The 26,399-nt window shown below is 69.3% G+C and carries 24 protein-coding genes and 1 pseudogene; 13 read left to right on the forward strand and 12 right to left on the reverse strand.

Translation table 11 applies throughout. The features are described 5' to 3' along the window. Positions 1–183 precede the first annotated feature (183 nt). The 4 genes from AC0685_RS29360 to AC0685_RS29375 form a co-directional block, all read right to left on the reverse strand. Positions 184–1,086, reverse strand: a complete 903-nt coding sequence (locus AC0685_RS29360) for a lysophospholipid acyltransferase family protein (protein ID WP_478228472.1) — start codon at positions 1,084–1,086, stop codon at positions 184–186. Continuing rightward, entirely contained in the window at positions 1,083–1,865 is a 783-nt protein-coding gene (locus AC0685_RS29365; protein ID WP_478228473.1) for a GNAT family N-acetyltransferase, read from the reverse strand. The genes AC0685_RS29360 and AC0685_RS29365 overlap by 4 nt, the downstream gene beginning before the upstream one ends. A gap of 178 nt (positions 1,866–2,043) precedes the next feature. Continuing rightward, complete coding sequence (locus tag AC0685_RS29370; RefSeq protein ID WP_465435382.1) at positions 2,044–3,003, reverse strand: electron transfer flavoprotein subunit alpha/FixB family protein; 960 nt, start codon at positions 3,001–3,003, stop codon at positions 2,044–2,046. 26 nt (positions 3,004–3,029) lie between these two features. Continuing rightward, on the reverse strand, positions 3,030–3,815 hold the full coding sequence (locus AC0685_RS29375; RefSeq protein ID WP_016336566.1) for an electron transfer flavoprotein subunit beta/FixA family protein: 786 nt from the start codon (positions 3,813–3,815) through the stop codon (positions 3,030–3,032). 243 nt (positions 3,816–4,058) lie between these two features. Here AC0685_RS29375 and AC0685_RS29380 point away from each other — a divergent pair, with 243 nt between their 5' ends. Beyond that, positions 4,059–4,910 (forward strand): DegV family protein, encoded by an 852-nt coding sequence (locus tag AC0685_RS29380; protein ID WP_478228474.1) that lies wholly within the window; start codon positions 4,059–4,061, stop codon positions 4,908–4,910. Here the strand turns inward: AC0685_RS29380 and AC0685_RS29385 are convergent. Next, positions 4,891–5,313, reverse strand: coding sequence for a hypothetical protein (locus AC0685_RS29385; protein WP_478228475.1), 423 nt, complete (start codon positions 5,311–5,313; stop codon positions 4,891–4,893). The two genes, AC0685_RS29380 and AC0685_RS29385, sit on opposite strands and share 20 nt — an antisense overlap. 135 nt (positions 5,314–5,448) lie before the next feature. Here AC0685_RS29385 and AC0685_RS29390 point away from each other — a divergent pair, with 135 nt between their 5' ends. The 5 genes from AC0685_RS29390 (at position 5,449) to AC0685_RS29410 (ending at position 9,880) form a co-directional block, all read left to right on the forward strand. Beyond that, positions 5,449–6,222: a class I SAM-dependent methyltransferase gene (locus tag AC0685_RS29390; RefSeq protein WP_478228476.1), complete on the forward strand. Its 774-nt coding sequence runs from the start codon at positions 5,449–5,451 to the stop codon at positions 6,220–6,222. A 76-nt stretch (positions 6,223–6,298) separates the two neighbouring features. Next, complete coding sequence (locus AC0685_RS29395) at positions 6,299–7,810, forward strand: 1,4-alpha-glucan branching protein domain-containing protein (protein WP_478228477.1); 1,512 nt, start codon at positions 6,299–6,301, stop codon at positions 7,808–7,810. A 13-nt stretch (positions 7,811–7,823) separates the two neighbouring features. Beyond that, positions 7,824–8,309 carry a glutathione peroxidase gene (locus AC0685_RS29400; RefSeq protein WP_478228478.1) on the forward strand — a complete coding sequence of 162 codons (486 nt, stop codon included), beginning with the start codon at positions 7,824–7,826 and terminating at the stop codon, positions 8,307–8,309. Positions 8,310–8,591: 282 nt separating this feature from the next. Continuing rightward, positions 8,592–9,653, forward strand: coding sequence for a chymotrypsin family serine protease (locus AC0685_RS29405; protein WP_478228479.1), 1,062 nt, complete (start codon positions 8,592–8,594; stop codon positions 9,651–9,653). Continuing rightward, complete coding sequence (locus AC0685_RS29410; RefSeq protein WP_478228480.1) at positions 9,653–9,880, forward strand: hypothetical protein; 228 nt, start codon at positions 9,653–9,655, stop codon at positions 9,878–9,880. The genes AC0685_RS29405 and AC0685_RS29410 overlap by 1 nt, the downstream gene beginning before the upstream one ends. Here the strand turns inward: AC0685_RS29410 and AC0685_RS29415 are convergent. Then, a pseudogene (locus AC0685_RS29415) lies at positions 9,868–11,620 on the reverse strand (glycoside hydrolase family 2 protein). The gene AC0685_RS29410 and the pseudogene AC0685_RS29415 sit on opposite strands and share 13 nt — an antisense overlap. A gap of 108 nt (positions 11,621–11,728) precedes the next feature. Here AC0685_RS29415 and AC0685_RS29420 point away from each other — a divergent pair. Then, entirely contained in the window at positions 11,729–12,982 is a 1,254-nt protein-coding gene (locus tag AC0685_RS29420) for a glycosyltransferase family 4 protein (protein ID WP_340683533.1), read from the forward strand. Positions 12,983–13,299: 317 nt separating this feature from the next. Here the strand turns inward: AC0685_RS29420 and AC0685_RS29425 are convergent, their stop codons facing one another. From AC0685_RS29425 to aceA, 4 genes are all read right to left on the reverse strand, one after another. Continuing rightward, positions 13,300–13,431 carry a hypothetical protein gene (locus tag AC0685_RS29425; protein ID WP_478228481.1) on the reverse strand — a complete coding sequence of 44 codons (132 nt, stop codon included), beginning with the start codon at positions 13,429–13,431 and terminating at the stop codon, positions 13,300–13,302. Between the two features lie 119 nt (positions 13,432–13,550). Beyond that, complete coding sequence (locus tag AC0685_RS29430; protein WP_478228482.1) at positions 13,551–14,336, reverse strand: class I SAM-dependent methyltransferase; 786 nt, start codon at positions 14,334–14,336, stop codon at positions 13,551–13,553. Between the two features lie 261 nt (positions 14,337–14,597). Further along, positions 14,598–16,202: a malate synthase A gene (gene aceB, locus AC0685_RS29435; protein ID WP_478228483.1), complete on the reverse strand. Its 1,605-nt coding sequence runs from the start codon at positions 16,200–16,202 to the stop codon at positions 14,598–14,600. Positions 16,203–16,304: 102 nt separating this feature from the next. Next, complete coding sequence (gene aceA, locus AC0685_RS29440) at positions 16,305–17,591, reverse strand: isocitrate lyase (protein WP_072030536.1); 1,287 nt, start codon at positions 17,589–17,591, stop codon at positions 16,305–16,307. Between the two features lie 228 nt (positions 17,592–17,819). Between aceA and AC0685_RS29445 the strand changes: the two genes are divergently transcribed. Both AC0685_RS29445 and AC0685_RS29450 read left to right on the forward strand, forming a co-directional pair. After that, positions 17,820–19,247, forward strand: coding sequence for a short-chain fatty acyl-CoA regulator family protein (locus tag AC0685_RS29445; protein ID WP_340683536.1), 1,428 nt, complete (start codon positions 17,820–17,822; stop codon positions 19,245–19,247). 78 nt (positions 19,248–19,325) lie between these two features. Then, positions 19,326–20,150: an NAD(P)H-binding protein gene (locus AC0685_RS29450; protein ID WP_478228484.1), complete on the forward strand. Its 825-nt coding sequence runs from the start codon at positions 19,326–19,328 to the stop codon at positions 20,148–20,150. An 11-nt stretch (positions 20,151–20,161) separates the two neighbouring features. On the opposite strand, the gene AC0685_RS29455 is transcribed toward AC0685_RS29450, so the two are convergent. Then, entirely contained in the window at positions 20,162–21,454 is a 1,293-nt protein-coding gene (locus tag AC0685_RS29455; RefSeq protein ID WP_478228485.1) for a serpin family protein, read from the reverse strand. Between the two features lie 2 nt (positions 21,455–21,456). Here AC0685_RS29455 and ilvA point away from each other — a divergent pair, with 2 nt between their 5' ends. Continuing rightward, positions 21,457–22,713 (forward strand): threonine ammonia-lyase IlvA, encoded by a 1,257-nt coding sequence (gene ilvA, locus AC0685_RS29460; RefSeq protein ID WP_478228486.1) that lies wholly within the window; start codon positions 21,457–21,459, stop codon positions 22,711–22,713. Between the two features lie 56 nt (positions 22,714–22,769). Beyond that, complete coding sequence (locus tag AC0685_RS29465; protein WP_478228487.1) at positions 22,770–23,336, forward strand: NADAR family protein; 567 nt, start codon at positions 22,770–22,772, stop codon at positions 23,334–23,336. 144 nt (positions 23,337–23,480) lie between these two features. Here the strand turns inward: AC0685_RS29465 and AC0685_RS29470 are convergent, their stop codons facing one another. Beyond that, the gene (locus AC0685_RS29470) at positions 23,481–24,239 is read right to left on the reverse strand and encodes an acyltransferase (RefSeq protein WP_007031648.1); all 759 of its coding nucleotides are present in this window, start codon (positions 24,237–24,239) and stop codon (positions 23,481–23,483) included. A 53-nt stretch (positions 24,240–24,292) separates the two neighbouring features. On the opposite strand from AC0685_RS29470, the gene AC0685_RS29475 reads away from it, so the two are divergent. Continuing rightward, a complete protein-coding gene (locus AC0685_RS29475) occupies positions 24,293–25,252 on the forward strand; it encodes a nucleoside hydrolase (RefSeq protein WP_478228488.1) in 960 nt (319 codons plus the stop codon). Next, complete coding sequence (locus AC0685_RS29480) at positions 25,252–26,379, forward strand: C40 family peptidase (RefSeq protein WP_478228489.1); 1,128 nt, start codon at positions 25,252–25,254, stop codon at positions 26,377–26,379. Before AC0685_RS29475 ends, AC0685_RS29480 begins: the two co-directional genes overlap by 1 nt. Positions 26,380–26,399 lie beyond the last annotated feature (20 nt).

The raw sequence follows: 26,399 nt of genomic DNA on the forward strand, positions 1-26,399 counted from the left end.
GGGGGGGGGGGGGTCGGGGGGGGGGGGGGGGGGGTGGTGGGGGGGGGGGGGGGGGGGGGGTGTTTTTTGGGTTCCCACCCAAAACCCCCCCCCACGACCCCCTCGACCAACGCCACATCTGTCACCGCAGTCGCACCAACCCCTGGCGGATGTCAGGAAAGGGGTCGTTCAGGACATCCGGGGCTACGGAGAGACCGCCTCGGGAGCGGAGGGCACCGAAGGAGCGACCGGGGAAACCGCCGCGACGCGACGCCGCCGCTGCACCGGGATCTGCACCCGGCCGAGCGCCGCCTGCACCGCGGATTCCGCCAGCGCGGCCAGTTCCCGCCGGTCCGAAGCGCGGCCCGGCGCGATCTCCGGGCACACGTGCACCTCCAGCACCAGACCGCGCAGCGCCGCGACCCGTCGCAGCGAGGCGATGAGCGACTCCGGCCCGATGAACGCCGGCTGGGTCGTCTCCCGCCCGTCGGCGAGCCGGAAGCGCAGCGCGAGCGGCCGCACCGGGACGCCGCCGTCGATCGCGGCCTGGAAGGTCGCGGGACGGAATCGGCCCGAACCGAGACCGCACCAGGTAGTGCCTTCCGGCGTCACGCTCACGAGTGATCCGCCGCGCATCGCGTCGGCGAGTTCGTCCATCGTCGCGGGCAGGCTCCGCAGGTTCTCCCGGTCGAGGAAGATGCTGCCGCCGCGGCGCACCAGCAGGCCGAGCACCGGCCAGGCGCCGACCTCCTTCTTGGCGAGCGCCCGCATCGGCTGGACGGCGTTCACCGCGATGATGTCCAGCCACGAGATGTGGTTGTTCACCACGAGCGCGCCACGGCCCGGCACGGCGCGGAAACGCTCGTCGCCGAGTACGCGCAGCTTCACCCCGAAGGATTTCAAGATCCCCGCGAAAAGCAGGCGCACCAACCGTTCCCGTGGCATGCCGCGCAGCACGAGCACCAGCGGCGCCGACAGGAAAGCGCCGAAGATGACGCCGATCGCCGCGGTGAACCGCAGGACGCGCCGGGGGAACGCCACCGTCGGCGCCCCTTCGCTCAGGCAGCCGTCGCCGCACGGCGACTTCGGCATCCAGGCGTGAGTCATCCCTGCACTCCCAGGAAGAACTTGAGGTACCGCTCGTCGACGTTGTGCAGATCCAGCAGGACGAAGAAGTCCGCGACACCGAAATCCGCGTCGAGCGCGGGCGGGCCGTAGATTTTCGCACCCAGTCGGGTGTAGCCCTTGATGAGCGGCGGAAGGATCGCGCGGGCGGGCCGCTCGACACCCTCGGCCCGCCACGGGTTCAGCGGCGTCACCCGAAAGGATTCCTCCGCGTAGTGCTTGGCGCGCAGGACATCCCAGACGCCCGCCGCGTAGACCCCGCCGTCCGTCAGCGGTACGGAAGCACAGCCCGCGAGATACCGGTGGCCGGCCAGCAGCATGTAGCGCCCGATGCCCGCCCAGACGAGGCTCACCACGGCGCCGCTGCGGTGGTCGGGATGCACGCACGACCGCCCCGTCTCGACCAGCGAAGGGCGCAGCGCATCGAGCGCGGTGAGATCGAATTCGCTGTCGGAGTACAGCTTCCCCGCCCGCGCGGCCCGATCGGGCGGCAGCATCCGGTACGTGCCCACGATTTCGCCGGTGTTGTCGTCCCGCACCACGAGGTGATCGCAGAACTCGTCGAAGTAGTCGACGTCGAGACCGGGTTCGAGCGAATTGAGCGTCGCCCCCATTTCCTCGGCGAAAACCTGATGGCGAAGTCGTTGCGCGGCAACGACTTCTTCGTTCCCGTTCGCCACGAGGAGGGAGTAACGCGGCGCATCGGCCGGGAGTTCGACACCTGCCTGGTCAGTACTGACGAGGAGCTGTGACGTCGTCATGACCCAGGTCTACCCCTCGGGGGGTACCAACGACAATGCGCCTGATGGCCGATTAGTGCACGTTCAGTTAATTGCGGGTTCTCAGGGTTCTCTCAGGCTGGAAGATCACTTTCGGATCACAGAAAAGGGGCCGCCCGGGAAAGAAATCCCGGACGGCCCCTTCGCGCGACGAGGGGTCTCAGCCCTTGCGCTTCTGGACCTCTTCGGTCAGCTGCGGCGCGACGTTGAACAGGTCGCCCACCACACCGAAGTCGGCGATCTCGAAGATCGGCGCCTCGGCGTCCTTGTTGACCGCGATGATGGTCTTCGAGGTCTGCATACCCGCGCGGTGCTGGATCGCGCCGGAGATGCCGAGCGCGATGTACAGCTGCGGCGAAACCGTCTTACCGGTCTGGCCGACCTGGAACTGCGCCGGGTAGTAACCCGAGTCGACGGCGGCGCGGGAAGCACCGACGGCGGCACCGAGCGAGTCGGCGAGCGCCTCGACGACGTCGAACTTGTCGGCCGAGCCGACACCGCGGCCACCGGAGACGACGACCGAGGCCTCGGTCAGCTCCGGCCGGTCGCCGCCGACGATCGGCTCGACACCGGTGATCCTGGCGGACTTCGCCGGGTCGCCCGCGGGGACCTCGACGGTCTCCTCGGCGGCCGCGCCTTCGGCCGGGGCCGCCTCGACCGCGCCGGGGCGGACCGAGATGACCGGGACGCCCTTGGTGGACTTGGACTTGACGGAGAACGCGCCACCGAAGATGGACTGGTCGACGCTGCCGTCGCCGTTCACGCCGACGGCGTCGTACAGCAGACCGGAGCCGAGGCGGACCGCGACCCGGGCGGACACCTCCTTGCCCTCCGCGCTGGCCGCGACGAGCACGGCGGCCGGGGAGGTCCGCTCCGCGAGAGCGGTGAGGACGTCCACCTTCGGGGTGACCAGGAAGCCGGTGGCGTTGTCGCCCTCGGCGACGTACACCTTGGCGGCGCCGTGCGCGGCGAGGGCTTCCTTCGCCTTGGCGGCGGTGCCGGTCGGGCCGACGACGACCGCGGACGGCTCACCCAGTTCCCGAGCGGCGGTCAGCAGCTCGAGCGTGACCTTCTTGACTTCACCGTCGACGTGGTCGACGAGGACGAGTACTTCAGCCATTTCCCTATTCCTCCTCGAAACCTGTCTCAGATGAGCTTCTGCGCGACCAGGTAGGCGGCCACCTTGCTGCCGCCGTCACCCTCGTCCTCGACGCGCTCGCCGGCGGTGCGCGGCGGCTTCGGAGAGGCTTCGAGCACGGACGACCAGGCGTTGCCGAGGCCGACCTCGCCGGCGTCGACGCCAAGGTCCGCGACGGTCAGCGTCTCGACCGGCTTCTTCTTCGCGGCCATGATGCCCTTGAAGGAGGGGTAGCGCGGCTCGTTGATCTTCTCGCCGACGCTCACCACCGCGGGCAGGTTCGCCTCGAGGTGCGTGACGCCGTCCTCGGTGTAGCGGTCGGCCTTGATCGAGGTGCCGTCGACGGTCAGCTCGTTCACGTGGGTCAGCTGCGGCAGGCCGAGCAGCTCGGCGATGATCGCCGGGACGGCGCCACCGCGGCCGTCGGAGGCCTCGTTACCGGTGATGACCAGGTCGAAGCCTTCGACCTTCGAGATCGCGGCGGCCAGCACCTTGGCGGTGGCGATGGCGTCGGAGCCGTGAAGGGCCTCGTCGGAGACGTGGATGGCCTTGTCGGCGCCCATGGACAGCGCCTTGCGGATCGCGTCGGTCGCGCGGTCGGGACCCACCGAGACGACGGTGACCTCGCCCTCGCCCGCTTCCTTGATCTTCAGGGCTTCTTCGACGGCCTTCTCGTTGATCTCGTCGAGCACGGCGTCGGCGGATTCGCGGTCAAGAGTGTTGTCGGCACCGGAGAGCTTCCGCTCCGAGTAGGTGTCCGGTACCTGCTTGACCAGGACAACGATGTTCGTCATGGGTCTACTTCGACCTCCCGTTGGTGGCCGGCGTCGGCCACGGGGCAACAGCTCTACTGGCCGGTAGATTAGGGCCATTTCAGTGCCGCGGCCCGCCGAGGTGACCTCATTCACCTGGATGCACGTTTTAGTGGGACCATCGTCCAGGTAATTCACCCGGAAGTGAGTGTTACCGGGCGACTAACCCGAACGGCCGTATTCCGGGGTACTCGTGGCGGGGGTGAGGCGATAGCCTGCCCGACCATGCGTTCCTTGCCCGGCCCCGTCGCCGTGATCACGGACTCGACCGCCTGCCTCCCCGCCCCGGTCGCCGAACGCTGGGGAATCGGCGTCGTTCAGGTCCAACTGCAGGTCGGAGAGCAGTTCGACGAAGAGAACCGCTACGACCGCGAGGACATCATCGGCCATCTGCGCGCCGGGACCCCGGTGAAGACGGCGCCGCCCGAGGTCGCCGCGTTCTTCTGGGCGTTCCAGGACGCCGCGAGCAAGGGTGCCTCGGCGATCGTCAGCATCCACATCTCGGGCCGGATGTCGGAGACGGTGAACGCCGCCCGCGAGGCCGCCCAGCAGGTGAGCGTCCCCGTCCACGTCCTCGACAGCGGGACCACCGGGATGAGCCTCGGTTTCGCGGCGACCTCGGCGGCCAAGGTCGCCGCCGCCGGCGGGCAGGCGACCCGGGTGATCGACGCCGCCGAACGCCGGTTCCGCGGCAGCCGGGAGATCCTCTACGTCGACACGCTGGAGTTCCTGCGCCGCGGCGGCCGGATCGGCGCCGCGCAGGCCTTCCTCGGCTCGGCGTTCTCGATCAAACCCCTGCTGACGGTGAAGAACGGCGAGGTCGCCCCGCTGACCCGGGTCCCGGGCCAGCGGCGGGCGCTCAACAAACTCGTCGACCTCGCGGTGGACTGCGCGGGCGATCAGGACGTGGAGGTCGCCATCACCCGGTTCGGCCCGGACGAACGCGATCTCGAGATCGGCGGGCGACTGCGGGCGCGGCTGCCGCATATGGTCGACAGCACCCTGGTGGACGCCAGCATGATCCTCGGCGCCCACCTCGGTCCCGGCGCCATCGGCATCACGGTGTCGCCGGTGTAGCCCGCTTCGAGGGGATCAGCGCCAGCACCACCGGGAGCACCGCGCCCAGCGCCGTCGTCACGACGATCAGCACCTGGTCCACCGGCTCGAAATGCGAGACGTGGCCGAGGTGGTAGAGGAAGTGCGGCAGTCCGAAGAGGAAGGTCGCGAGCGCCGCGAGCCTGGCCACGGCGGTCGTCCCGATCACGGCGGCGCCGATCAGGATCGCGGAAAGCGCCAGGTTGAGGCCGCCGAAGTCGCGGATCAGGTGTTCGTTGAAGGGGCCGTCCATCGCCACCCAGCCGGTGCGGAACCCCGGGAAGTCCCGGTAGAAGCCGTCCGGGCTGAACAGCGGCCACAGCCCGACGGGCAGTTCGATGAGACCGAAGACGACGAGCAGTACGCGGGTGAATGTCCGTTGCATACCTCCTGGACTGGACAGCACCGCGAAACGTGACACGCAGTTAGTCCTCTGGATGCGGTCCTTGCACGTGCAAGGACCGCATCCAGAGGACTAACTGCGCCAGGGAGGGAAGTGACCGGCCGGTAGGGTCGCGGCGTGACCACCCCAGCCACCAGGGCCGAAGCGCTGCACCTCACCGGTGAACGCACCGTGCCGGGCATCGCCGAGGAAAACTATTGGTACCGCCGCCACGAGGCCGCGTATCAAACGCTCCTGCCCCTGTGCGAAGGCAAGACCGTCCTGGAAGCCGGGTGCGGTGAGGGCTACGGCGCCGGGCTCATCGCCACCGTCGCCGAGCGGGTGCTCGCCCTCGACTACGACGTCCCCACCACCGAGCACGTCGCCCGCCGCTACCCCGGCATCGGCGTGGCCATGGCCAACCTGGTGTTCCTGCCGCTTCGGGACGCCTCGGTCGACGTCGTCGCCAACTTCCAGGTGATCGAGCACCTCTGGGACCAGGGCGCCTTCCTCGCCGAATGCCGCCGCGTGCTCTCCCCCGGCGGACGGCTGATCGTCACCACACCCAACCGGCTGACCTTCACCCCGGACAGCGACACCCCGCTCAACCCGTTCCACACCAGGGAACTCGCACCGTCCGAATTGGACGAACTGCTGCGTGAAGCCGGTTTCGAGGTCGAGACGCTGCACGGCCTCCACCACGGCGAGGGCGTCGCGAAGCTCGACGCCAAGTACGGCGGCTCGATCATCGACGCGCAGCTCGACGTCGTCATGGGGCAACTGCCCGGGCAGGCGACCTGGCCGGCGGAACTGCTCGCCGATGTCCAAGCCATCCAGGCCGCGGATTTCGCCATCCACGGTGAGGACCTCGACGCCAGCCTCGACCTCGTGGCCGTGGCGGTGCGCCCATGAGGGAGCTTGCGAGCGAATCACTCAACACAGTGCGCCTGCTCATGCGACGCAAAGCGACCCACTACGAGGAGCAGGCATGAGCGAGTACGAAGGCACGTTCTGCCTCGTCGTGCACAGCCATCTGCCGTGGCTGCCGCATCACGGCTCCTGGCCGGTCGGCGAGGAATGGCTTTACCAGGCGTGGGCGCATTCCTACCTGCCGATGGTCGACCTCTTGCGCCGCTTCGCCGACGAAGGCCGCGAGGACGTCCTCACTCTCGGCATGACGCCGATCCTCGCCGCACAGCTCGACGACCCCTACTGCATCGACGCCTTCCACGACTGGCTCGGGCATTGGCAGCTGCGCGCCTGGCACGCGTCCACGCTCTGGCGCGGCGACCCGCTGCTGCGCGACCTCGCGGCGGGCGAGTACCGGACGGCGCTGAAGGCGTCGGAAGAACTCGAAACGCGCTGGCGTCACGGTTTCTCGCCGATCCTCCGGTCCTTTGTGGACAACGGGACGATCGAACTGCTCGGCGGCCCGCTGGCGCATCCGTTCCAGCCGCTGCTCGACCCGGCGGTGCGCGACTTCATGCTGCGCGGCGGGCTGGCCGACACCGCACTGCGGATCGGACAACGTCCCGAAGGCATTTGGGCACCCGAATGCGGTTACGCGCCCGGAATGGAGGCCGGATACGCCGCCGCGGGCGTCCGGCGGTTCATGGTCGACGGACCGTCCCTGCACGGTGACACGTCGGCGGCGCGGACCGTCGGCGATTCCGACGTCGTCTGCTTCGGCCGCGACCTCGAAGTCACGTACCGCGTCTGGTCGCCGAAGGCCGGCTACCCCGGCCACGCCGCCTACCGCGACTTCCACACCTGGGCGCACGAAGTCGGCCTCAAACCGTCACGGGTGACCGGCAAGACCGTCGAGCCGCCGGACAAGGCGCCGTACGACCCGGCGATGGCGACGGCCACCCTCGGCGGCCACGTCCAGGACTTCGTCGACACCGTCGTCGCCCGGTTGCGCTCGCTCAAGGCCGAGCACGGCCGCGAATCGCTCGTCGTCGCCGCCTACGACACGGAACTGTTCGGGCACTGGTGGCACGAGGGCCCGGCCTGGCTCGAAGGTGTCCTGCGCGCGCTGCCCGAGGCGGGGGTCCGCGTCACCACGCTCAAGGGCGCGCTCGAAGCGGGCCACCTCGGTGGGAAGGTCGATCTCCCGGCGTCGTCGTGGGGCTCGGGCAAGGACTGGCGGGTCTGGGACGGCGAGCAGGTCGCCGACATGGTGCGGGACAACACCGCGCTGCAGCACCGGATGCTCGACCTGGTCACCGGGATGGACACGACGACGCGTGACGCCGTCCGCGACCAGGCCGTCGCCGAGGCGATGCTGGCACTGTCGAGCGACTGGGCGTTCATGGTCACCAAGGATTCCGCCGCCGACTACGCGCGGCGGCGGGCGAGGGTGCACACCGAACGGTTCGACACGCTCGCCGGGCTGCTCCGCGAGGGAGCGCTCGACCGCGCGCGGGAGACCGCGTCCGCGTTCCGGCGCGACGACGGGCCCTTCGGCCATGTCGACGCCCGTGACCTGCTGAGGAAATGACGAAAGGGAGAGCATGGGGATCCACGACATTCCACTGAAGACGCTCGCGGGCGAGGACACGACGCTCGGCGCGTTCGAAGGCAAGACGCTGCTGGTGGTGAACGTGGCGTCGAAATGCGGGCTGACCCCGCAGTACACCGGGCTGGAGAAGCTGCAGGAACGCTACGCGGACAAGGGTTTCTCCGTCGTCGGGTTCCCGTGCAACCAGTTCGCCGGACAGGAGCCGGGCACCGCCGAGGAGATCCAGGCCTTCTGTTCGACGACGTACGGCGTTTCGTTCCCGCTGTTCGAAAAGCTGGACGTGAACGGCGAAACCCGTCACCCGCTCTACGCCGAACTGACGAAGGCGGCCGACGCGGAAGGCGCCGCCGGCGACGTGCAGTGGAACTTCGAGAAGTTCCTCGTCGCCCCGTCCGGTGAAGTGGTGGGACGATTCCGCCCGCGCACCGAACCCGAGGACGAAGTGATCACCAAGGCGATCGACGCCGCGATCGGCTGACCCGCGCTTTTCCCGAGACGGGCGGGGTTTCCGGAGCGATCCGGTGAACCCGCCCGTTTCCTTTTCCGGCGATCCGGTGACCAAAGTCCCTGAATATCCCACCACTCGCGCGATGACTGGTTGCTCGATCACAAACCCCTGTCACATAAGGGAAATACTGACATTCCCGGGTGAAGCGCCGTACCCGATTGCACTATGGCGCCACCCCGCGGACAAGGGAAGACTCTTTCGTCGGGACTCCCGCACTTCGTCAACGCCGACAACCAGAAAAGTGTGGCCGACATGATCGAAAACAATATGATCCCGGACGATTTCCTCTCCCTCGCGAGCGTGCAGGCGGCCGAGGAGGAGGCGTTGCTGAACCGGCAGAACGTGGTGGGTGTCGCGCTCGGTACCAAATGGTCCGGGGGCAGGGACACCGGCGAAAAGGCGATCACCGTCCTGGTCGACACGAAACTGCCGCACGAGATGCTGCGTGACGACGACCTCGTCCCGGCGACGCTGGCGGGCGTGCCCACCGACGTCCAGGAGGTCGGGGTGCTCCAGGCCGGCCGCAGTATCGCCGCGCCGAAGGTGAACGGCGCCGCCACGATGATCGACGAGCCCCCGGCTCCGACGCTCGCCCGCCCCGACGAACTCGCCCGTGAGCAGGTCGGCCCGTTCACCCTCGCCAAGAAGTTCCGCCCGGCGTACGGCGGGCTGAGCGTCGGCCACTTCAAGATCACCGCCGGCACCTACGGCACCGCGGTCTACGACGCGACGGCACTGCCCGGCAAACCGCCGAGATACTACATCCTGAGCAACAACCACGTGCTGGCGAACTCCAACGCCGCCGCCATCGGCGACCCGATCCTGCAGCCCGGCCCGTTCGACGGCGGCGTCGTCCCCACCGACGTCATCGCCAGGCTGAGCCGGTTCGTGCCGATCAAGTTCATCCAGCCGGGGCAGCCGGTGCCGTTGAACTTCGTCGACGCCGCGATCGCCGAAGGCCAGTTCCACGACCTCGACCGGCGGATCTTCTGGGTCGGCGAGCTCAAGGGCACCAACGTGGCGCCCGCGGTCGGCACGCTCGTGCAGAAGACCGGCCGGACCACGAACTGGACGACCGGGCGGATCACGAACATCAACGCCACCGTCGACGTGAACTACGGCGGAGGCAGGGTGGCCCGGTTCGCGCAGCAGCTGCTGACCACCGACATGTCGGCCGGTGGCGACTCGGGCAGCCTCGTGGCGGACCTGAGCGAGAACGCCGTCGGCCTCCTGTTCGCCGGCTCGCCGGTGGTCACCGTGATCAACCGGATCTCGCTGGTCGAAGCGTCGCTCGGGATCCGGGTGCACCCGTAGTGGCCGACGAAATCTCCGACGTCGATGCCGCGCTCGTGGCGGCGTCCCGGTGGCTCGACGACGTCCCCGGAGTGGTCGGCGTCGGGCAGGGCGAGGCCGAGGGGGCACCCACGATCGACGTGTGGATGACCCCCGGTCACGACCCCGGGCAGCTGCCTTCTCAGCTGCTCGGGGTGCCCGTCCGGGTCCGGGATTCGGGTGGTCCGGTGGAGGCTCAGCCGGACTGACCCGCCTCGATGACCGCGCGATTGCGGGTGGCGACGGTCGGCGCGTCCGCCTTCACCACCCGCCGGTCGTAGGTGAGCAGGCCGTTGACCTCGTTCTCGACGTCGGTGGTCTGGGTGTAGATCGCGCCGGAAAGACCGGTTCCGGCGATGATCCGTTCGAGATGCTCGCTGACCTCGGCATAGCGCTTCGTCAGCTGTGCCGAGGTCAGCGTCATCTCGTAGGCCTGCGGCTCCCCGGGCCAGCGATGCTCGTCGAGGACCAGGCCGAGGCCGCCGTACTCGCCGTCGACGATCACCCTGTGGTCCTTCACCGAGGGCTTTCCCGGCCCGACGTAGGTGTGGTCGTCGTAGACGTCGCCCGCGCCGGTGTCCGGCCACGAGAAGCAGCAGTTCACTCCGCTGTTCGCGACGACGAGCCTGGTCGGGTCGAGGTCCTTCACCAGGTTCGCGATCCGCGCGGTGTCGAATTCGCCCCAGCCCTCGTTGAACGGCACCCAGCCGACGATCGAGGTCACCCCGCGCGACTGCTCGATCATCTCGGTCAATTCCTCTTCGAACCGCGCCTTCGCTTCCGGCACCGGATCGGGCGCCGTCCCGGGCGGGCCGTCGAACGAGACGGTGAGCGACGGCATGTCCTGCCAGCCGATCCGTCCAGTGGTACCAGCGCTCCGGCTCGACCTTGACGTGTTTGCGGACGAAGTTGAAGCCGAGTTCCTTGGTCTTCTCCAGGTCGAACCGCAACGCCTCGTCGGTCGGGGCGGTGTGGATCCCGTCCGGCCAGTAACCCTGGTCGAGCGGGCCGTGGAGGAAGGTGATCCGGCCGTTGAGCGCGATCCGCGGCCTGCCCTGGGCGTCGGAGACCGTCCCGATCGTGCGGAGCCCGGTATAGGACTCGACGACGTCGAGCGGATTGCCGCTCTCGTCGAGCAAACGGACCTGAAGGTCGTAGAGATACGGATCATCGGGCGTCCAGAGGCGCGGCGAAGGCACCTCCGCACGCAATCGGCGTCCCACGTCCTCCGCGGCACGTGCCACTTCGGGGCCATCGGGCTCGCTCACGATCAGCTCCACCCGGGCGCCGCCTGTGACCTTGGGCACAACCGTCACCCCTTCGAGGTCTGACGTCACCCGGAGATCCCGGACGCGCTCGGACGGCACCGGCTCCAGCCAGACGGTCTGCCAGATACCCGACGCGGCGGTGTAGAAGATCCCTTTCGGGTCGTTCCGCTGCTTGCCGACGGGGTGTGTCGAAGCGTCGGTGCGGTCCGTGGCCCGGACGGTCAGTTCCTGCGATCCCGACGGGCGCAGCACGCCGGTGATGTCCGCGCTGAAGGCCGTGTACCCGCCCTCGTGGGCGGCCACCTCCTGGTTGTTGACCCAGACCGTCGCGGACTGGTCGACGGCGCCGAAGTGGAGCAGCACGCGCTGACCGTCCCAGCCGGACGGGACCTCGAAAACCTTGCGGTACCAGAGGGTTTCGTCCCGCCGTCCGATACCGGAGAGCGCCGACTCCGGCGGGAACGGCACCAGGATCCGCTCGCCGTACCCGTTCCGGCCGGGCGAGCCGCTGCCCGCGTACTCCCAGACGCCGTTGAGGTTCAGCCAGCGTTCGCGGACCAGCCGCGGACGCGGATACTCCGGCAGCGCGTTGCCGGGCCCGACCTGCGCGGACCACGGCGTCGAGAGCACCGGTTCGACGGTTTCGAAGGCCGGTCCGGCCGCGTTCACCGAGGACGTCATCAACCCGATGGTGGCAAAGATCGTCGCTCCTGTCGCCCTCGATCGGGTTCACCGGCAGGGGTGATCGCCCCGTCCCGGTGACGACCGACTCACGAGTAACCTCCACCCATGCGCGTGCTGATGTTGTCGTGGGAGTACCCACCCGTGGTCGTCGGCGGACTCGCACGGCACGTCCACGCCCTGGCCCGGCATCTCGCCCGGCAGGGGCACGACGTGGTCGTCCTGTGCCGTCACACGGCGGGCACCGACGCCGAGACCCACCCCAGGACCGATCGCGTGGTCGAGGGCGTCCGGATCATCCGGGTCGCCGAAGACCCGATGCACGTGACCTTCGAACGGGACCTCGTCGCGTGGACGCTGGCCATGGGGCACGCGATGGTCCGCGCCGCCACCGACCTGCTGCGCACCTGGCAGCCGGACGTGGTGCACGCGCACGACTGGCTGGTCACCCACCCCGCGATCGCGATCGCGGAGGCCGCGCGGGTGCCGCTGGTCGGCACGATCCACGCCACCGAGGCCGGGCGGCACTCCGGCTGGCTCTCGCATCCGCTGAACCAGCAGGTTCACTCGGTCGAGTGGTGGCTCGCGAACCGCTCGGACGCGCTGATCACCTGTTCGCAGGCCATGCGCCGCGAGGTGGCGCATCTGTTCGAGGTCGACGGTGACGCGGTCACCGTGATCCACAACGGCATCGAGGAACGCACCTGGCAGGTGCCCGCGGAGGAGGTCGCGCACGCGCGCGAGGTCTACAGCCCCTCCGGCGCGCCCCTGCTGCTCTACTTCGGACGGTTGGAATGGGAGAAGGGCGTGCAGGACCTGCTCGCCGCGCTCCCCCGGATCCGCCGCGCCAAACCGGGGACGCGGCTGGTGGTCGCCGGCAAGGGACGGCATCTGGAGGAACTGGTCGACCAGGCCCGCAAGCTGCGCGTCCGCCGCGCGGTGGACTTCGTCGGGCACCTGTCCGACCGCGAACTGCGCGCCGTACTGGCCGCGGCCGACGCCGTCGTGCTGCCCAGCCGCTACGAGCCGTTCGGGATCGTCGCCCTGGAGGCGGCCGCCGCGAAGGCGCCGCTGGTCGCTTCGACCGCGGGCGGGCTCGGCGAGGTCGTCGTCGACGGCGAGACCGGCCTGGCGTTCAGCCCCGGCGACGTCGACGCCCTCGGGGACGCCGTCGAGGCGGTGCTGGACGACGAGGTCGCCGCCGCCCGCCGCGCGCTGACCGCGCAGTCGCGCCTGGCCGCGGACTTCGACTGGGGGCGGATCGCCGAAGCGACCGTCGCGGTCTACCGGCGGGCTCGCGCCGGGGAGCCGGTGGAACTGGGGCGGCCGAAGATCGCGACCGGGAACGCCTTCGAGCCCTGATCGCTCGACGCATTCAGAGGACTAATCGCGGACGCGCGTGTGGGTCGTGAGTGGCGATTCGTGTTCTAACCCGAATCGCCACTCACGACCCCGGCCCAAGCTGTCCTGATGCCCTTCGCGCCGCTCGAAGTACGTGAAGGACCCCTTCATGTACTTGGGAAAGGTGTGAAGGGCGAGTTACTTCGGCCGAGCAGCCGCTTTGCGGCGGTGGCGCGGGGCGAAGGGGAATCCGGGACGTCGGGGGACCCGGATCCCCCCTCACGAGCGTCGCGGGTCGCGAGGGGCGCGACCCCCGGGGCTGCTCTAGGTGACGAAGATCAGAAGTGGCAGGGCCGAACACAGCCCGGCTGCACCGAGACCCCGGCCGAAGCGGACACCGCCGGGGCGGCGAGGGCGACGGCGACGACGGCGAAGGTCGCGGCCAAGAGGGTCCTCAACTGCTTCTTCATGGTGGCTCCTCGGGGAAACGGGCGGAATTCCCACCCGGCGCCGAGCATCCGCGCGACCCGCCGCCGAAACAACGGGGGAATCACTACGTATCCCTACCTATTCGCGGTCCGTGACCGGTTCATCCCTTTCTGCCGGTCAGCATCCGTACCTGAACCGGCTCCACGAACGGCGCGTACGGGGAAATGGCAGCGCTCAGCCGCTCCTCGAATCCGGCGCGCTCGGCCGGCTTCGGCAACCTGTTCTCCGGGGTCGCGGAGTAGACCGCGCCGATGACGAATTCCAGGTCGATTTCGTCCTCGTACTCCACCACGCGCGAACCGGTGGCGAAACCGGCGGCCTCCAGGCTCGCGCGGTACCGGTCCTGTTCCTCTTGTTCGGCCCCGCAGGTACGCACGAGCGGCTGACCGAGCCAGCCGGAAAGGTATTCGCGCAATGCTTTCGACCACGAACTCTCGTGCAGCCACATCGGCGCCCCGTTGGTGAGCACGGCGACCCCGCCGCCGGGCCGCAGCAGCGAACGGAGCACGGGGAACAAGGTCGCGTGGTCCATCCAGTGCAGGGCCTGCCCGATCGTGACCACGCCGAGACCGTCCCGCCCCAGCAACGTCCGCAGCGCCGGAACGTCGCTGTCGGCACCGACGAGCCAGTTCACGTTGGTGAGCCCGGACGCCACTTTCCTGGCTTGGGCGAGCATGTCCGGTTCGGGATCCATCCCGATGACCGAGCGGGTCCTGGCGGCGAGCGGCCGGGTCAGCTGACCGGTGCCGCAGCCGAGGTCCAGTGCCGTGTCCTCGGTGGACAGCCCGAATTCCGCCACCAGCTTGTCGAAGACTTCGACGGGGTAGCCGCGGCGGTAGCGCTGATAGAACTCGGCGACCTCGCCGCTGAACTTCAGGATCGTCATCCCGCGATCGTGACCTGCCCGAGGATCCCTCGCCACCGCTTTCGCGCACGGCGGAAGGCCGCGGAGGCCCCGTCCACGGTGGTGTGGTGAGGACGGGCCTCCGCGGCGAAGCGCACGCCCGACAGCGCTACCGGAGGGGCGCGCGCGTGAAGCGGGTCCGGTGGCGGGGAGCCGCCGCCACCGGACCCGTTGGGCCACACCGTCCCAAACCGGTGTGGAACCCGGCCGCCCCGCGTCAGGTAGAGGCGGCCGGAGCCTGCGTCACCGCGCGGTCAGGTATCGCGCGTACGCGCCGGTGGTGAGGAAGCTCGGCAGCTTCTCGCCCAGCGCGGTCTCGGTGAAGATCTCGTAGGCGTCGCCGAGCCGGTTGCCCTCGCCCAGCTCGGCCCGCACCGACGCCAGCTCTTCGTCCAAATAGGACACGGCCAGCTCGCGGGTGAGCGCGGTGCCGTCTTCGAGCTTCGTGCCGTTGCGGATCCACTGCCACACCTGGCAGCGGGCGATCTCGGCGGTGGCGGCGTCCTCCATCAGGTTGTGGATCGCCGCCGCGCCCGTACCGCGCAGCCACGCGTCGATGTAGCGCAGCGCGACGTTGATGTTGGCGCGGACACCGGCTTCGGTGACCTCGCCGCCCGCGCTGGCGACGTCGAGCAGGTCCTCGGCGGTGACGACGACGTCCTCACGGAGCTTGCCGAGCTGGTTGGGCCAGCCGCCGAGCACCTCGTCGAACACCTCGCGGCAGACCGGGACGAGACCGGGATGCGCGACCCACGAGCCGTCGAAACCGTCGTTCGCCTCGCGTTCCTTGTCCTGACGGACCTTCTCGAGCGCGGTCGCGTTGATCTCCGGGTCCTTGCTCGGGATGAACGCGGCCATGCCGCCGATGGCGTGCGCCCCGCGCTTGTGGCAGGTGCGCACCAGCAGTTCGGTGTAGGCCCGCATGAACGGGACGGTCATCGTCACCTGCGCGCGGTCAGGCAGCACGAAGTCCGCGCCGTGCGAGGAGAAGTTCTTGATGACGCTGAAGATGTAGTCCCAGCGGCCGGCGTTCAGCCCGGAGACGTGCTCGCGCAGTTCGTAGAGGATCTCCTCCATCTCGAACGCGGCGGTGATCGTCTCGATCAGCACGGTGGCCCGGACGGAACCGCGCGGGATGCCGAGTTCCCGTTGCGCCAGCAGGAAGACGTCGTTCCACAGCCGCGCTTCGAGGTGGTTCTCGAGCTTCGGCAGGTAGAAGTACGGGCCGCTGCCGCGGGCCAGCAGCTGGCGCGCGTTGTGGAAGAAGTAGAGGCCGAAGTCGACCAGGCTCGCCGAGACCGGGCGGCCGTCGATGCGGATGTGCTTCTCCACCAGGTGCCAGCCGCGGGGGCGGGCGACGATCGTCGCGGGCTCTTCGCCGATCGTGTAGCGCTTGCCCGCCTCGGTGGTGAAGTCGATGTTGCGGCGGATCGCGTCGAACAGGTTGAGCTGGCCGTCGATGACGTTGTGCCAGGTCGGCGAGGTCGCGTCCTCGAAGTCGGCGAGCCAGACCTTCGCGCCGGAGTTCAGCGCGTTGACCGTCATCTTGCGGTCGGTCGGGCCGGTGATCTCGACGCGGCGGTCTTCGAGACCGGGCGCGGCCGGGGCGACCGACCAGCTGCTGTCGTCGCGGATGGCACGCGTCTCGGGCAGGAAGCCCAGCGGCTCCTCACCGGACTGGAGCTTCTCGCGGCGCAGACGGCGGGCGTCGAGCAGCTCGCGGCGGCGGCCGGCGAACGCGTTGTCCAGTTTGGCCACGAAGTCCAGTGCGGCCGGGGTGAGGATCTCGTCGAACCGGTCACCGGCGGGTCCGCAGACGTCGATCCGGTAGTTCAGCTTCTCAACCATGGTGTGCCTCCGCTGGGGCTTCGCGAGAGATTGAAGGGGATGGGAGGTGGCGGTCTCCCCTGGGAGTCGAGAGACCGCCACCTGGCACCTACTTGCGAGGGATCAGAACTGCTCGGCCTCGGTGGAACCGGCGAGCGCGGTGGTCGAGCTCTCCGGGTTCAGCGCGGTCGCGACGTTGTCGAACCAGCCGGTGCCGACCTCGCGCTGGTGCTTCGTGGCGGTGTAACCGCGGTCCTCCGAAGCGAACTCACGCTCCTGCAGGTCGACGTAGGCGGTCATGCCCTCGCGGGCGTAACCGTGCGCCAGGTCGAACATCGAGTAGTTCAGGGCGTGGAAGCCCGCCAGGGTGATGAACTGGAACTTGTAGCCCATGTGGCCGAGCTCGCGCTGGAACTTCGCGATCGTCGCGTCGTCCAGGTGCTTCTTCCAGTTGAACGACGGCGAGCAGTTGTAGGCCAGCATCTGGTCCGGGTACTTGGCCTTGATCGCCTCGGCGAACTGACGGGCGACCTCGAGGTCCGGCTTGGAGGTCTCCATCCACAGCAGGTCGGCGTACTCGGCGTAGGCGAGACCGCGGTCGATGCAGGGGTCGATGCCGTTGGTGACGTTGTAGAAGCCCTCGGCGGTGCGCTCGCCGGTGACGTACTTGCGGTCACGCTCGTCGACGTCGCTGGTGATCAGCGTGGCGGCCTGTGCGTCGGTGCGGGCGACGATCAGCGACGGCACGTTCAGCACGTCCGCGGCGAGGCGGGCGGCGTTCAGCGTGCGCTCGTGCTGCTTGGTCGGGATCAGCACCTTGCCGCCGAGGTGACCACACTTCTTCTCGGACGCGAGCTGGTCCTCCCAGTGCACACCCGCGGCACCGGCGGCGATCATGCCCTTCATCAGCTCGAAGGCGTTGAGCGGGCCACCGAAGCCGGCCTCGGCGTCGGCGACGATCGGGGCGTACCAGTCGATGTCGGTGTTGCCCTCGGCCCAGTTGATCTGGTCGGCGCGGCCCAGCGCGTTGTTGATGCGACGGACGACGGCGGGCACCGAGTTGGCCGGGTAGAGGCTCTGGTCCGGGTAGGTCTGGCCGGAGAGGTTGGCGTCGGCGGCGACCTGCCAGCCCGACAGGTAGATGGCCTTCAGGCCGGCGCGGACCTGCTGCACCGCCTGGTTACCGGTCAGTGCGCCCAGCGAGTGGACGTAGTCCTCGTTGTGCAGGAGGTCCCACAGCTTCTCGGCGCCGCGGCGAGCGAGCGTGTGCTCCTCGACCACGCTGCCGCGCAGCTTGACCACGTCAGCCGCGGAGTACGAACGCTTCACGCCCGCCCAGCGGGGGTCGGTCTCCCACTGCTTGGCCAGTTCGGCGGCCGCCTGCTCCAGCTGCTGCGCGTGCTGAGTCATCGGATTCTCCCGGTGTTGCGAAGTTTGCGAGTGATCGCCTTTCCTGATCCGACCCTGACATGACTGGGGAAATCCGATCCAGGCCTCCAATTTGCCAATTTCTGCGAAGCTTCCGTAGCATCTTGCAAAGGTTGCGAATCGCAGATTCGCAAGCCGGGGCAAAATCCACGGGCTTGACCGTTCACTGAATCGTTCAGGCCCGGAAACCTTGCGGACAGAGAGGCCTCAGTGGACAAAACCTTCGCCGGAGCGAAGCTGCGGCATCTGCGCGAAAGCCGGTCGATGAGCCAGGCGGATCTCGCTCGTGTGCTGGAGATCTCACCCAGTTACCTCAATCAGATCGAGCACAACTCGCGTCCGCTGACCGTCCCGGTGCTCCTTCGCATCACGCAGGCGTTCGGTGTGGACACCGAGTTCTTCGCGAACAACGACACCGCCCGGCTGGTGGCCGATGTGAAAGAGGCGCTGCTCGACGAGGTCCTCGGCGTGGACGTCACGAACAGCGAGCTCAACGACCTCGCCACGAACCTGCCGACGATCGCCCAGGCCCTGGTCAAACTGCACCGCAGCTACCGCAACGCCGTGGAGAACACCGCCGCGCTGACCATGGAAAACGGCCTCGGCCTGCACGGCAGCGCCGCGACCGCCCTGCCGCACGAAGAGGTCCGCGACTTCTTCTACGAACGGGAGAACTACGTCGCCGAGCTGGACGAACGCGCCGAACGGATGGCACACGACATCCCTCTGCAGCGTGGCCAGGTGCTCGCGGCGCTGAAGGAGACCCTGATCCAGCGCTACGGCGTCGACGTCACGAACGAGGGCATCGACGAGACCAACGGCGAACAGCACCGGTACGAACCGGGGCCGCGAGTGCTGCGGCTGGCGCCTAGCCTGCGCGTCGGGCAGCAGGCGTTCCGGATGGCCTCGCAGATCGCGTTGCTGGAATACGACGACCTGATCACCGAGCTCGCCGACTCGTGGGCGTTCTCCGGGCCGGCCGCGCGTTCGCTGGCCCGCGTCGGGCTCGCGAACTACTTCGCGGGCGCGCTGATCCTCCCCTATGGACCGTTCCTGGCGAGCGCGGAACGCTTCCGCTACGACATCGAGCGGCTGTGCGACCACTTCGGCGTCGGCTTCGAGACCGTCTGCCACCGGCTCTCGACGTTGCAGCGTCCGAAGAACCGCGGCGTGCCGTTCTCGTTCGTGCGGGTCGACCGGGCGGGGAACATGTCGAAACGCCAGTCCGCCGCGGGTTTCCACTTCTCCCGCGTCGGCGGCGCGTGTCCTCTGTGGAACATCTACGAGGCGTTCGCCCAGCCCGGCAAGATCCTCACCCAGATCGCGACCCTTCCCGACGGGAAGAGCTACTTCTGGGTCGCGCGGACGGTGTCCCGCAACATCGGCGGCTACGGCAGCCCCGGCAAGACGTTCACCGTCGGCCTCGGCTGCGAACTGCGGCACGCGAAACGGCTGATCTACTCGACCGGGCTCGACCTCGACGACCGGGCCGCGGCCACCCCGATCGGCATGGGGTGCAAAGTCTGCGAACGCCCGGCCTGCTCGCAGCGCGCGTTCCCGACGATCGGCAAACAGCTGACCGTCGACGAGAACACGAGCACCTTCGTCCCGTACCCGGCGGTGCCCAAGTCGCCTTGAGCCGCCCTGATCTCCCTGGCAGGGTGACCGACGACGGCCGCGGCCTGTGACGGCGGCCACCGCACTGGGGAGAAAATAATGATCTTGGTGACCGGGGCAGGCGGCAACGTCGGCTCGGAACTGACCGGAATCCTGGCGCGTGGCGGGCATCCCGTCAGAGCGCTGGTCCGCACGCCGCGGCCGTTGCCGGACGGCGTCGAAGGAGTGACGGGAGATCTCGACGAGCCGGCGAGCCTGAAACCGGCGTTGGCCGGTGTCCGGGCGGTCTTCCTGCTCGGCGGCTACGAGGACATGCCCGGCGCGCTGGCGGTGATGCGGGACGCGGGCGTCGAGCACGTCACGCTGCTGTCGTCCCGTTCGGTCGTCGGCGGGCACGCGGACAACGCCGTCGCGGGAATGCACATGGCGGCCGAGGCGGCGGTGCGCGCTTCGAAGCTGGCGTGGACGTTTCTGCGGCCGAGCGGGTTCATGTCGAACTCGCTGCAGTGGGTCCCGCAGCTTCGCGCCGGGGACGTCGTCCGCGAGCCGTTCGCGAACGTCCCGGTGGCGACGATCGACCCGTACGACATCGCCGCCGTCGCCGCGGAGTCACTGACCACGCCGGGACACGAGGGGCTCGCGTACGCCATCACCGGGCCGGGTTCGCTCCGGCCCGCCGACCGGCTCCGTGTCCTGAGTGAACTGCTCGGACGGGAGCTACGGCTGGAACCGCTTTCGGACGCCGAGGCCCGCGTGACGATGAGCGCGGAGATGCCGGAGAAGTACGTCGACGCCTTCTTCCGTTTCTTCGCGGGGGGCGAGTTCGACGACTCCGCGGTCACGGGTGCCGTCGAGGACCTCACGGGACGGGAGCCGCGGCCGTTCGCGACCTGGGCACGCACGCATTTGGCCGCTTTCCGCTAGCCTTCGGCCGGTCACGCCGCCGGGTCGCCGATCCTGCCGAGGAACAACGGCGCCCCGGTGGCCGTGTCGGTGATGACGAAGAGGAACGGGCGGTCGACGGTCACGGTGCGCGGCACCTCCGCGGACACGGCGCGGGCATCGACGCCCGTGGCCGCCGCGGCCTCGGTGCCCTCCTCGTCGACCTGGACGAAGGTCTTGTGCTGCACGGAAGCGATCCGCAGCCGGGCTTCGTCGGTGATGCCGCTGAAGTCGGCGCCGGGTTCGAACGCCGAGGGCATGCCCGCCTCCTTGAGCGGCGCCGTCAGGTCCAGCGCGGACCTGACGGTGAACCTGGGCATGGCCAGGTCCACGGTGGCCGGCCGGATCTCGCCGAGCAGCGCGGCGATTCCCTTGCCGCGCAAGGCGTCGATCGCCGCGGGCACGATCACGGTGAAGGCCAGCCGCCCGCCGCGGTAAGGCAGTGTGACCGCCTGGTAGCCCGGCCCTTCGGCGTAGCCCAACTGAACCTCCGGCGCGGTACGCATCATCGGGACGGTCACCGTCGACCCGTCGGCCCGGGTGAACGGCGCGTCCGCCGTCCGGTCGCGGGGGAACTCCCGCGCCCAGGGCACTTTCAGGTACAGGGCGTTGGCGAGGACGAGCCTGGTTTCGTCGGTGATCGCCGTCTCCGGGAAGAGGTCAGGGATCCTCCCCTCGGTCTGGTCCGCCACCGTCCGGTTGATCCGGTCGCGGGCGCCGCCGGGGTCGGCGGCGAAGTCCTCCTCGCTCGTCGCCGCACCGAACCGGTCGCGCAAAACGTCCCGGTATCCGGGCTTGATCCCGAGCCCTCGCTGGATCCAGGCGGTGTTCGACACCTTCAGGTCCTCGTGACCGGCGACCGGCGGAACGGGAGATCCGTCTCCGGGAAGTCGCAGCACCTTCCGGATCTGCATGGCGGTGTCGCCCTTCGCGCCCGCGCCGACCATTTGCAGCGCGGTGGACACGCTCGCCGGGGACAGCACCAGGTTCGCCCCGCCCGCCAGCGCCGGCGCGGTGAGCAGGTCAAGCCCGAAACCGCCGGCCGCCTTGACCGCCGCTGCCGTGCCGGGCGTCACCTGCTGGGTGACGGGCAGCGGCGCCGGAAGTTCCTCACGGGTGGGTTCCGCTCCGCAGGCCGCGAGCAGTATGACCAGGCCGAGCGCGAGGGACCGGGTGAACGCCGTCATGACCGGGAGACGGTCGCCGTGCCCGGTTCGGTTGCACCGGCCCAGGCGGAAAGCGGACGTCTCTCCGTCGTGGCCGGGGCCGGTCAGTACATTCAGCATTCGTGCAAGGGATCGAAACGGTGAGCGCCCGAACGGTCGAAGAGGCCGCCAAGCGATTGGCCGGGGTGGTGACCCGCACGCCGCTCGAACCGAACGAGCGGCTCTCGGCGCGGGTCGACGCCCGGGTCTGGCTCAAACGCGAAGACCTGCAGACCGTGCGCTCGTACAAGATCCGCGGCGCGTACAACTTCATCGTCCAGCTCGACGCGGAGCACCGGGAGCGCGGCGTCGTCTGCGCGAGCGCGGGCAATCACGCGCAAGGCGTCGCGTACGCGTGCCGCCGGCTCGGCGCGAACGGCCGCGTCTACGTTCCCGGCACGACTCCCCGGCAGAAGCGCGAGCGGATCGCGACACTGGGCGGCTCACATATCGAAGTCATAGTCGTCGGAGAGACCTACGAAGACGCCTTCACCACCGCGAAGCAGGACGCGGAGAGCACCGGCGCGACGCTGGTCCCCGCCTTCGACGCGCCGGAGACGGTGGCCGGTCAGGGCACGGTCGCGATGGAGGTCGTCGCGCAGCTCGGGTTCATCCCGGACGTGATGGTGGTGCCGGTCGGCGGGGGCGGGCTGCTCGCGGGGATCGCCGCGTGGGCCGCGGAACGGGCGCCGGAGATGCGGATCGTCGGCGTCGAACCGGCGGGCGCGACCTGCATGGCGGCCGCGCTGGCGGCCGGTGAGCCGGTGCGGCTCGAAAGCGTCGACACCTTCGTGGACGGCGCGGCGGTCGCGCAGGCCGGAGCGGTGACGTACCCGCTGGTCCGTGACGGCGGGGTCGAGCTCACCGACGTCGCCGAGGGCGCGATCTGCACGGAAATGCTCGCGATGTACCAGTCCGACGGCGTGATCGCCGAGCCCGCGGGCGCGCTCGCGACCGCCGCGCTGGGCACGACGGTGAAGATCGATCCCGGGCAGATCGTGGTGTGCGTCGTCTCCGGCGGCAACAACGACGTCAGCCGCTACGGCGAAGTGCTCGAACGGTCGCTGATCCACGAAGGGCTGAAGCACTACTTCCTGGTGGGTTTCCCGCAGGAGCCCGGCGCGCTGCGGCGGTTCCTCGACGAGGTCCTCGGGCCGGACGACGACATCACGCGGTTCGAGTACGTGAAACGCAACAGCCGCGAGACCGGCCCGGCGCTGATCGGCGTCGAACTCGCGCGGCCCGGCGACCTGGAAGGCCTGCTGCACCGGCTGGAGGTGAGCCCGCTGCAGGTCGAGCGGGTGGAGCCGGGCAGCCCGCTGTTCCACTTCCTGGTCTGAACTTCCGTGGTGGGCCACTGCGAAAGGTGTCGGTGGCCTGTGGTCCACTGGTCGCCATGGTGAGCAAGGTCGACGGAGTCCGGAGTCTCGATGCGTTGCGCGAGCTGGTCCACAGCGGCGCGGAGCCCGAGTACCAGCTCTTCTACGGCCACACCCCGCTCAAGAGCGGCCGGGTCAACGCGGCCTGCCTGAGCCAGTGGTGGCTGGCACCGTTCGTGGTGAACGGCGAGCGCTACCCGACGGCCGAGCACTTCATGATGGCGAGCAAGGCGGAACTGTTCGGCGATCACGAGGCCGCGGCGAACATCCGTCGGGCGCCGGACCCCAAAACCGCCAAGATCCTCGGCCGCGAGGTCACCGGTTTCGACGCCGAGGTCTGGGAGCGGCACCGCTTCGACATCGTCATCGACGGCAACCTCGAGAAGTTCCGCCAGCACGCCGAAGAGCGTGAGTTCCTGCTGGCCACGGGCGACAAGGTGATCGTCGAGGCCTCCAGGATGGACCTGGTCTGGGGCAGCGGCCTCGCCCGCGAGGACAAGAACGCCACGCGCCCCGACTACTGGCGCGGGCAGAACCTCCTGGGCTTCGCGCTCATGGAGGTCCGGGAGCAACTGCGCGGCTAGTTTCGCGTAACTCGCGTGACCAAAGCCCGCACTCGCGTGCTTGGACACCGCACTCGCGTGCTTGGAGGCGTAACTCACGTGTCACGCCTCTGAGCACGCGAGATCCGCCTCGGAGCACGCGAGTTACGCCTCTGAGCACGCGAGTTACGAGTCGACGCCCAGGGTCTTCTGCAGCGCCTTGTTCGCCTTGCGCGCCATGTCGGCGACGGCTTCGCGGCGGGCGGCGTCGGCGGCGTAGTCGTCCTGCCGGTTCCGCACCACGCGCGCCGGCGAACCGACGGCGATCGAGTAGTCCGGGATCTCGCCTCGCACCACGGCGTGCGCGCCGAGGACGCAGCCGCGGCCGACCCGGGTGCCCTTGAGCACGGAGACCTTGGTGCCGATCCAGGTGTCCGGCCCGATCCGCACCGGCGACTTCACGATGCCCTGGTCCTTGATCGGGACGGTGATGTCGGTGGTGACGTGGTCGAAGTCGCAGATGTACACCCAGTCCGCGACGAGCGTGGCCGCGCCGAGCTCGATGTCGAGGTAGCCGTTGAGGACGTTCTGCCGCCCGAACACCGCCTTGTCGCCGATGCGCAGCGAACCCTCGTGGCAGCGGATCGCGTTGCCGTCGCCGATGTGCACCCAGCGGCCGATCTCCAGCCGCCCGTAGCCGGGGCGGCAGTGGATCTCGACGTCCTTGCCGAGGAACACCATCCCCCGCAGGATGATGTGCGGGTTCGCGATCCGGAACTTCAGCAGCCGCCAGTAGCGGACCAGGTACCAAGGCGTGTACGCGCGGTTTCGCAGCACCCAGCGCAGCGAATCCTTGGTCAGGAACTTCGCCTGACGCGGATCACGACGGGCCTGGCCCCAGGCGCGGAGCCGCGACAGCGCGGGCGCACCCCACATGGACGTCATACCGGTGACCGTAACCTGTGTTCAGGCCGCCGACCGCAAAGGGGAGCACGCGCATGGGCACCAAGCTGATCATCGACACCGACCCGGGGGTCGACGACGCCTTCGCGCTGGCGCTGGCCACGCAATCCGAGGACGTCGACCTCCTCGGCGTGACCACGGTGTTCGGCAACGTCCCGCTGAGCCACACCACCGCCAACGCCCGCCGCCTGCTGCAGCTCTTCGGCCGCGACGACGTCCCGGTCGCCGCCGGCGCCGCGCGGCCGCTGGTGTACGACAACGCCAAGCCCGCCGGGTACGTCCACGGCCAGGACGGCCTTTCCGGCCACGCCGGGACGCTGCCGGAGGCGAAGCGCCCGCTCGACGAACGCGGCGCCGTCCGGCTGCTGGTGGATCTGCTGGAAGCCGCCGACGAGCCGGTGACCATCGCCCCGATCGGCCCGCTGACGAATATCGCGCTGCTGCTGGCGGCCCATCCGGGCATCCGCGAGAAGATCGGCCGGATCGTCGTCATGGGCGGCGGGGTGACCAAGGGGAACTCCACCACGGCGGCCGAGTTCAACATCTGGAGCGACCCCGAGGCCGCGCGCCGGGTGCTGGTCGACGAGGACATCCCGACGGTGCTGGTCCCGCTGGACATCACGCACCAATGCTCGGTCGACACGGACTGGCTGGGCAAACTCGCCGCGTCCGGCCCGCTCGGCGCGGCACTCGAAGCGCTGACCCCGACGTACGTGAAGCACTACACCCCGATCCTCGGCATGCCGGGGATGGTCATGCACGACGCGGTCGCGGTGGCCGAAGCGATCCGGCCGGGCGTCCTCGACCTCGAGTCGTACCCCGTGGACGTCGAGTGCGGCTTCGGCCCCGCGCGCGGCGCGACACTGGTAGACCGGCGAAGGCTGCGAAGCACCGATCCGCAGGCCGTGCCGGGCCGCACCATCGACGTCGCGCTGACCACCGACGTCGACGCCTTCCGCGAGTTCGTCCTCGGCCGGATCACCGGGGGCCGGTGATGGAACAGGAAACCTCCCGCCGCCGCAGACTCCCGGTGATCATCGCCGCCGTCGTCGTCGCGGGCGCCGCCCTGGTCGCCGCCATCACCTTCGCGCCGAAGGAAGAGCCGAAGACGGAGGCCGCCGCCGTCCAGTCCTCGGCCCCGCCCGCGCCGCCGTCGCCGTCGTCCGCCCCGGCGGAAATGCCGAAGGAACAGCCGAAGGTCCCCCAGCAGATGGGGCAGGAGTTCGACGCCTGGGTGTCGAAGACCAGCGGCTGGCTCGACATCCCGCTGCGCGCGATGACCGGCTACGCGAAGACCACCGTCGCGCTGAGCAAGGAAACGCCGAGGTGCCGTCTTTCCTGGGTGACGCTGGCCGCGCTCGGGAAGATCGCCTCCGATCACGGCCGCGCCACCGGTTCGGGGCTGAACGCCGACGGCGTGCTGACCAAGCCGCTCGGCGCGATCGAGGTCCGCGACTTCTACAACAAGGTCGTCTCGTCCGCGAACGCGAGCGGCCCGCTGCAGCTGACGCCGTCGGTGTGGGACCGGTTCCAGGCGTCGGCGACGGGCGGCAAACCGAACCCGCAGAACATCGACGACGCCACGCTCACCGCCGGGCGTGCCCTGTGCGCGGGCGGCCGCGACCTCGGCCAGGGTCAGACGTGGTGGAACGCCGTCAGCACGCTGCAGCCCGCGCCGCTGCTGATGCACCGCACGCTCGCGACGGTGAACGTCTACGGCACGGTCGGCCAGAGCCCGCAGCCGCCGAACGCGGCGGCCTTGAGCGCGGTCAACTTCGCCATCGACAAGATCGGGCTGCCCTACGTCTGGGGTGGCAACGGCACCGGTGGCAGCGACCCCGGTTTCGACTGCTCCGGCCTGACGACGGCCGCGTACGCCAGCGCCGGCGTCAAGCTCATGCGCACCGCCCACACGCAGTACCACAGCGTGGACAAGGTGACCGATCCCCAGCTGGGCGACCTGATCTTCTACGGCGAACCGAACACGAAGATCCACCACGTCGGGCTGTACATCGGGAACCAGCAGATGATCGACGCCCCGCAGACCGGGCAGGCGGTACAGGTGCACACCTACCGGAAGCAGGGCGACGACTACGCCGGGGCCGGCCGCCCGACGGCTTAGGACGAGGGGCAACCAACCCT

This window comes from Amycolatopsis sp. NPDC043889 (genome assembly GCF_056435645.1).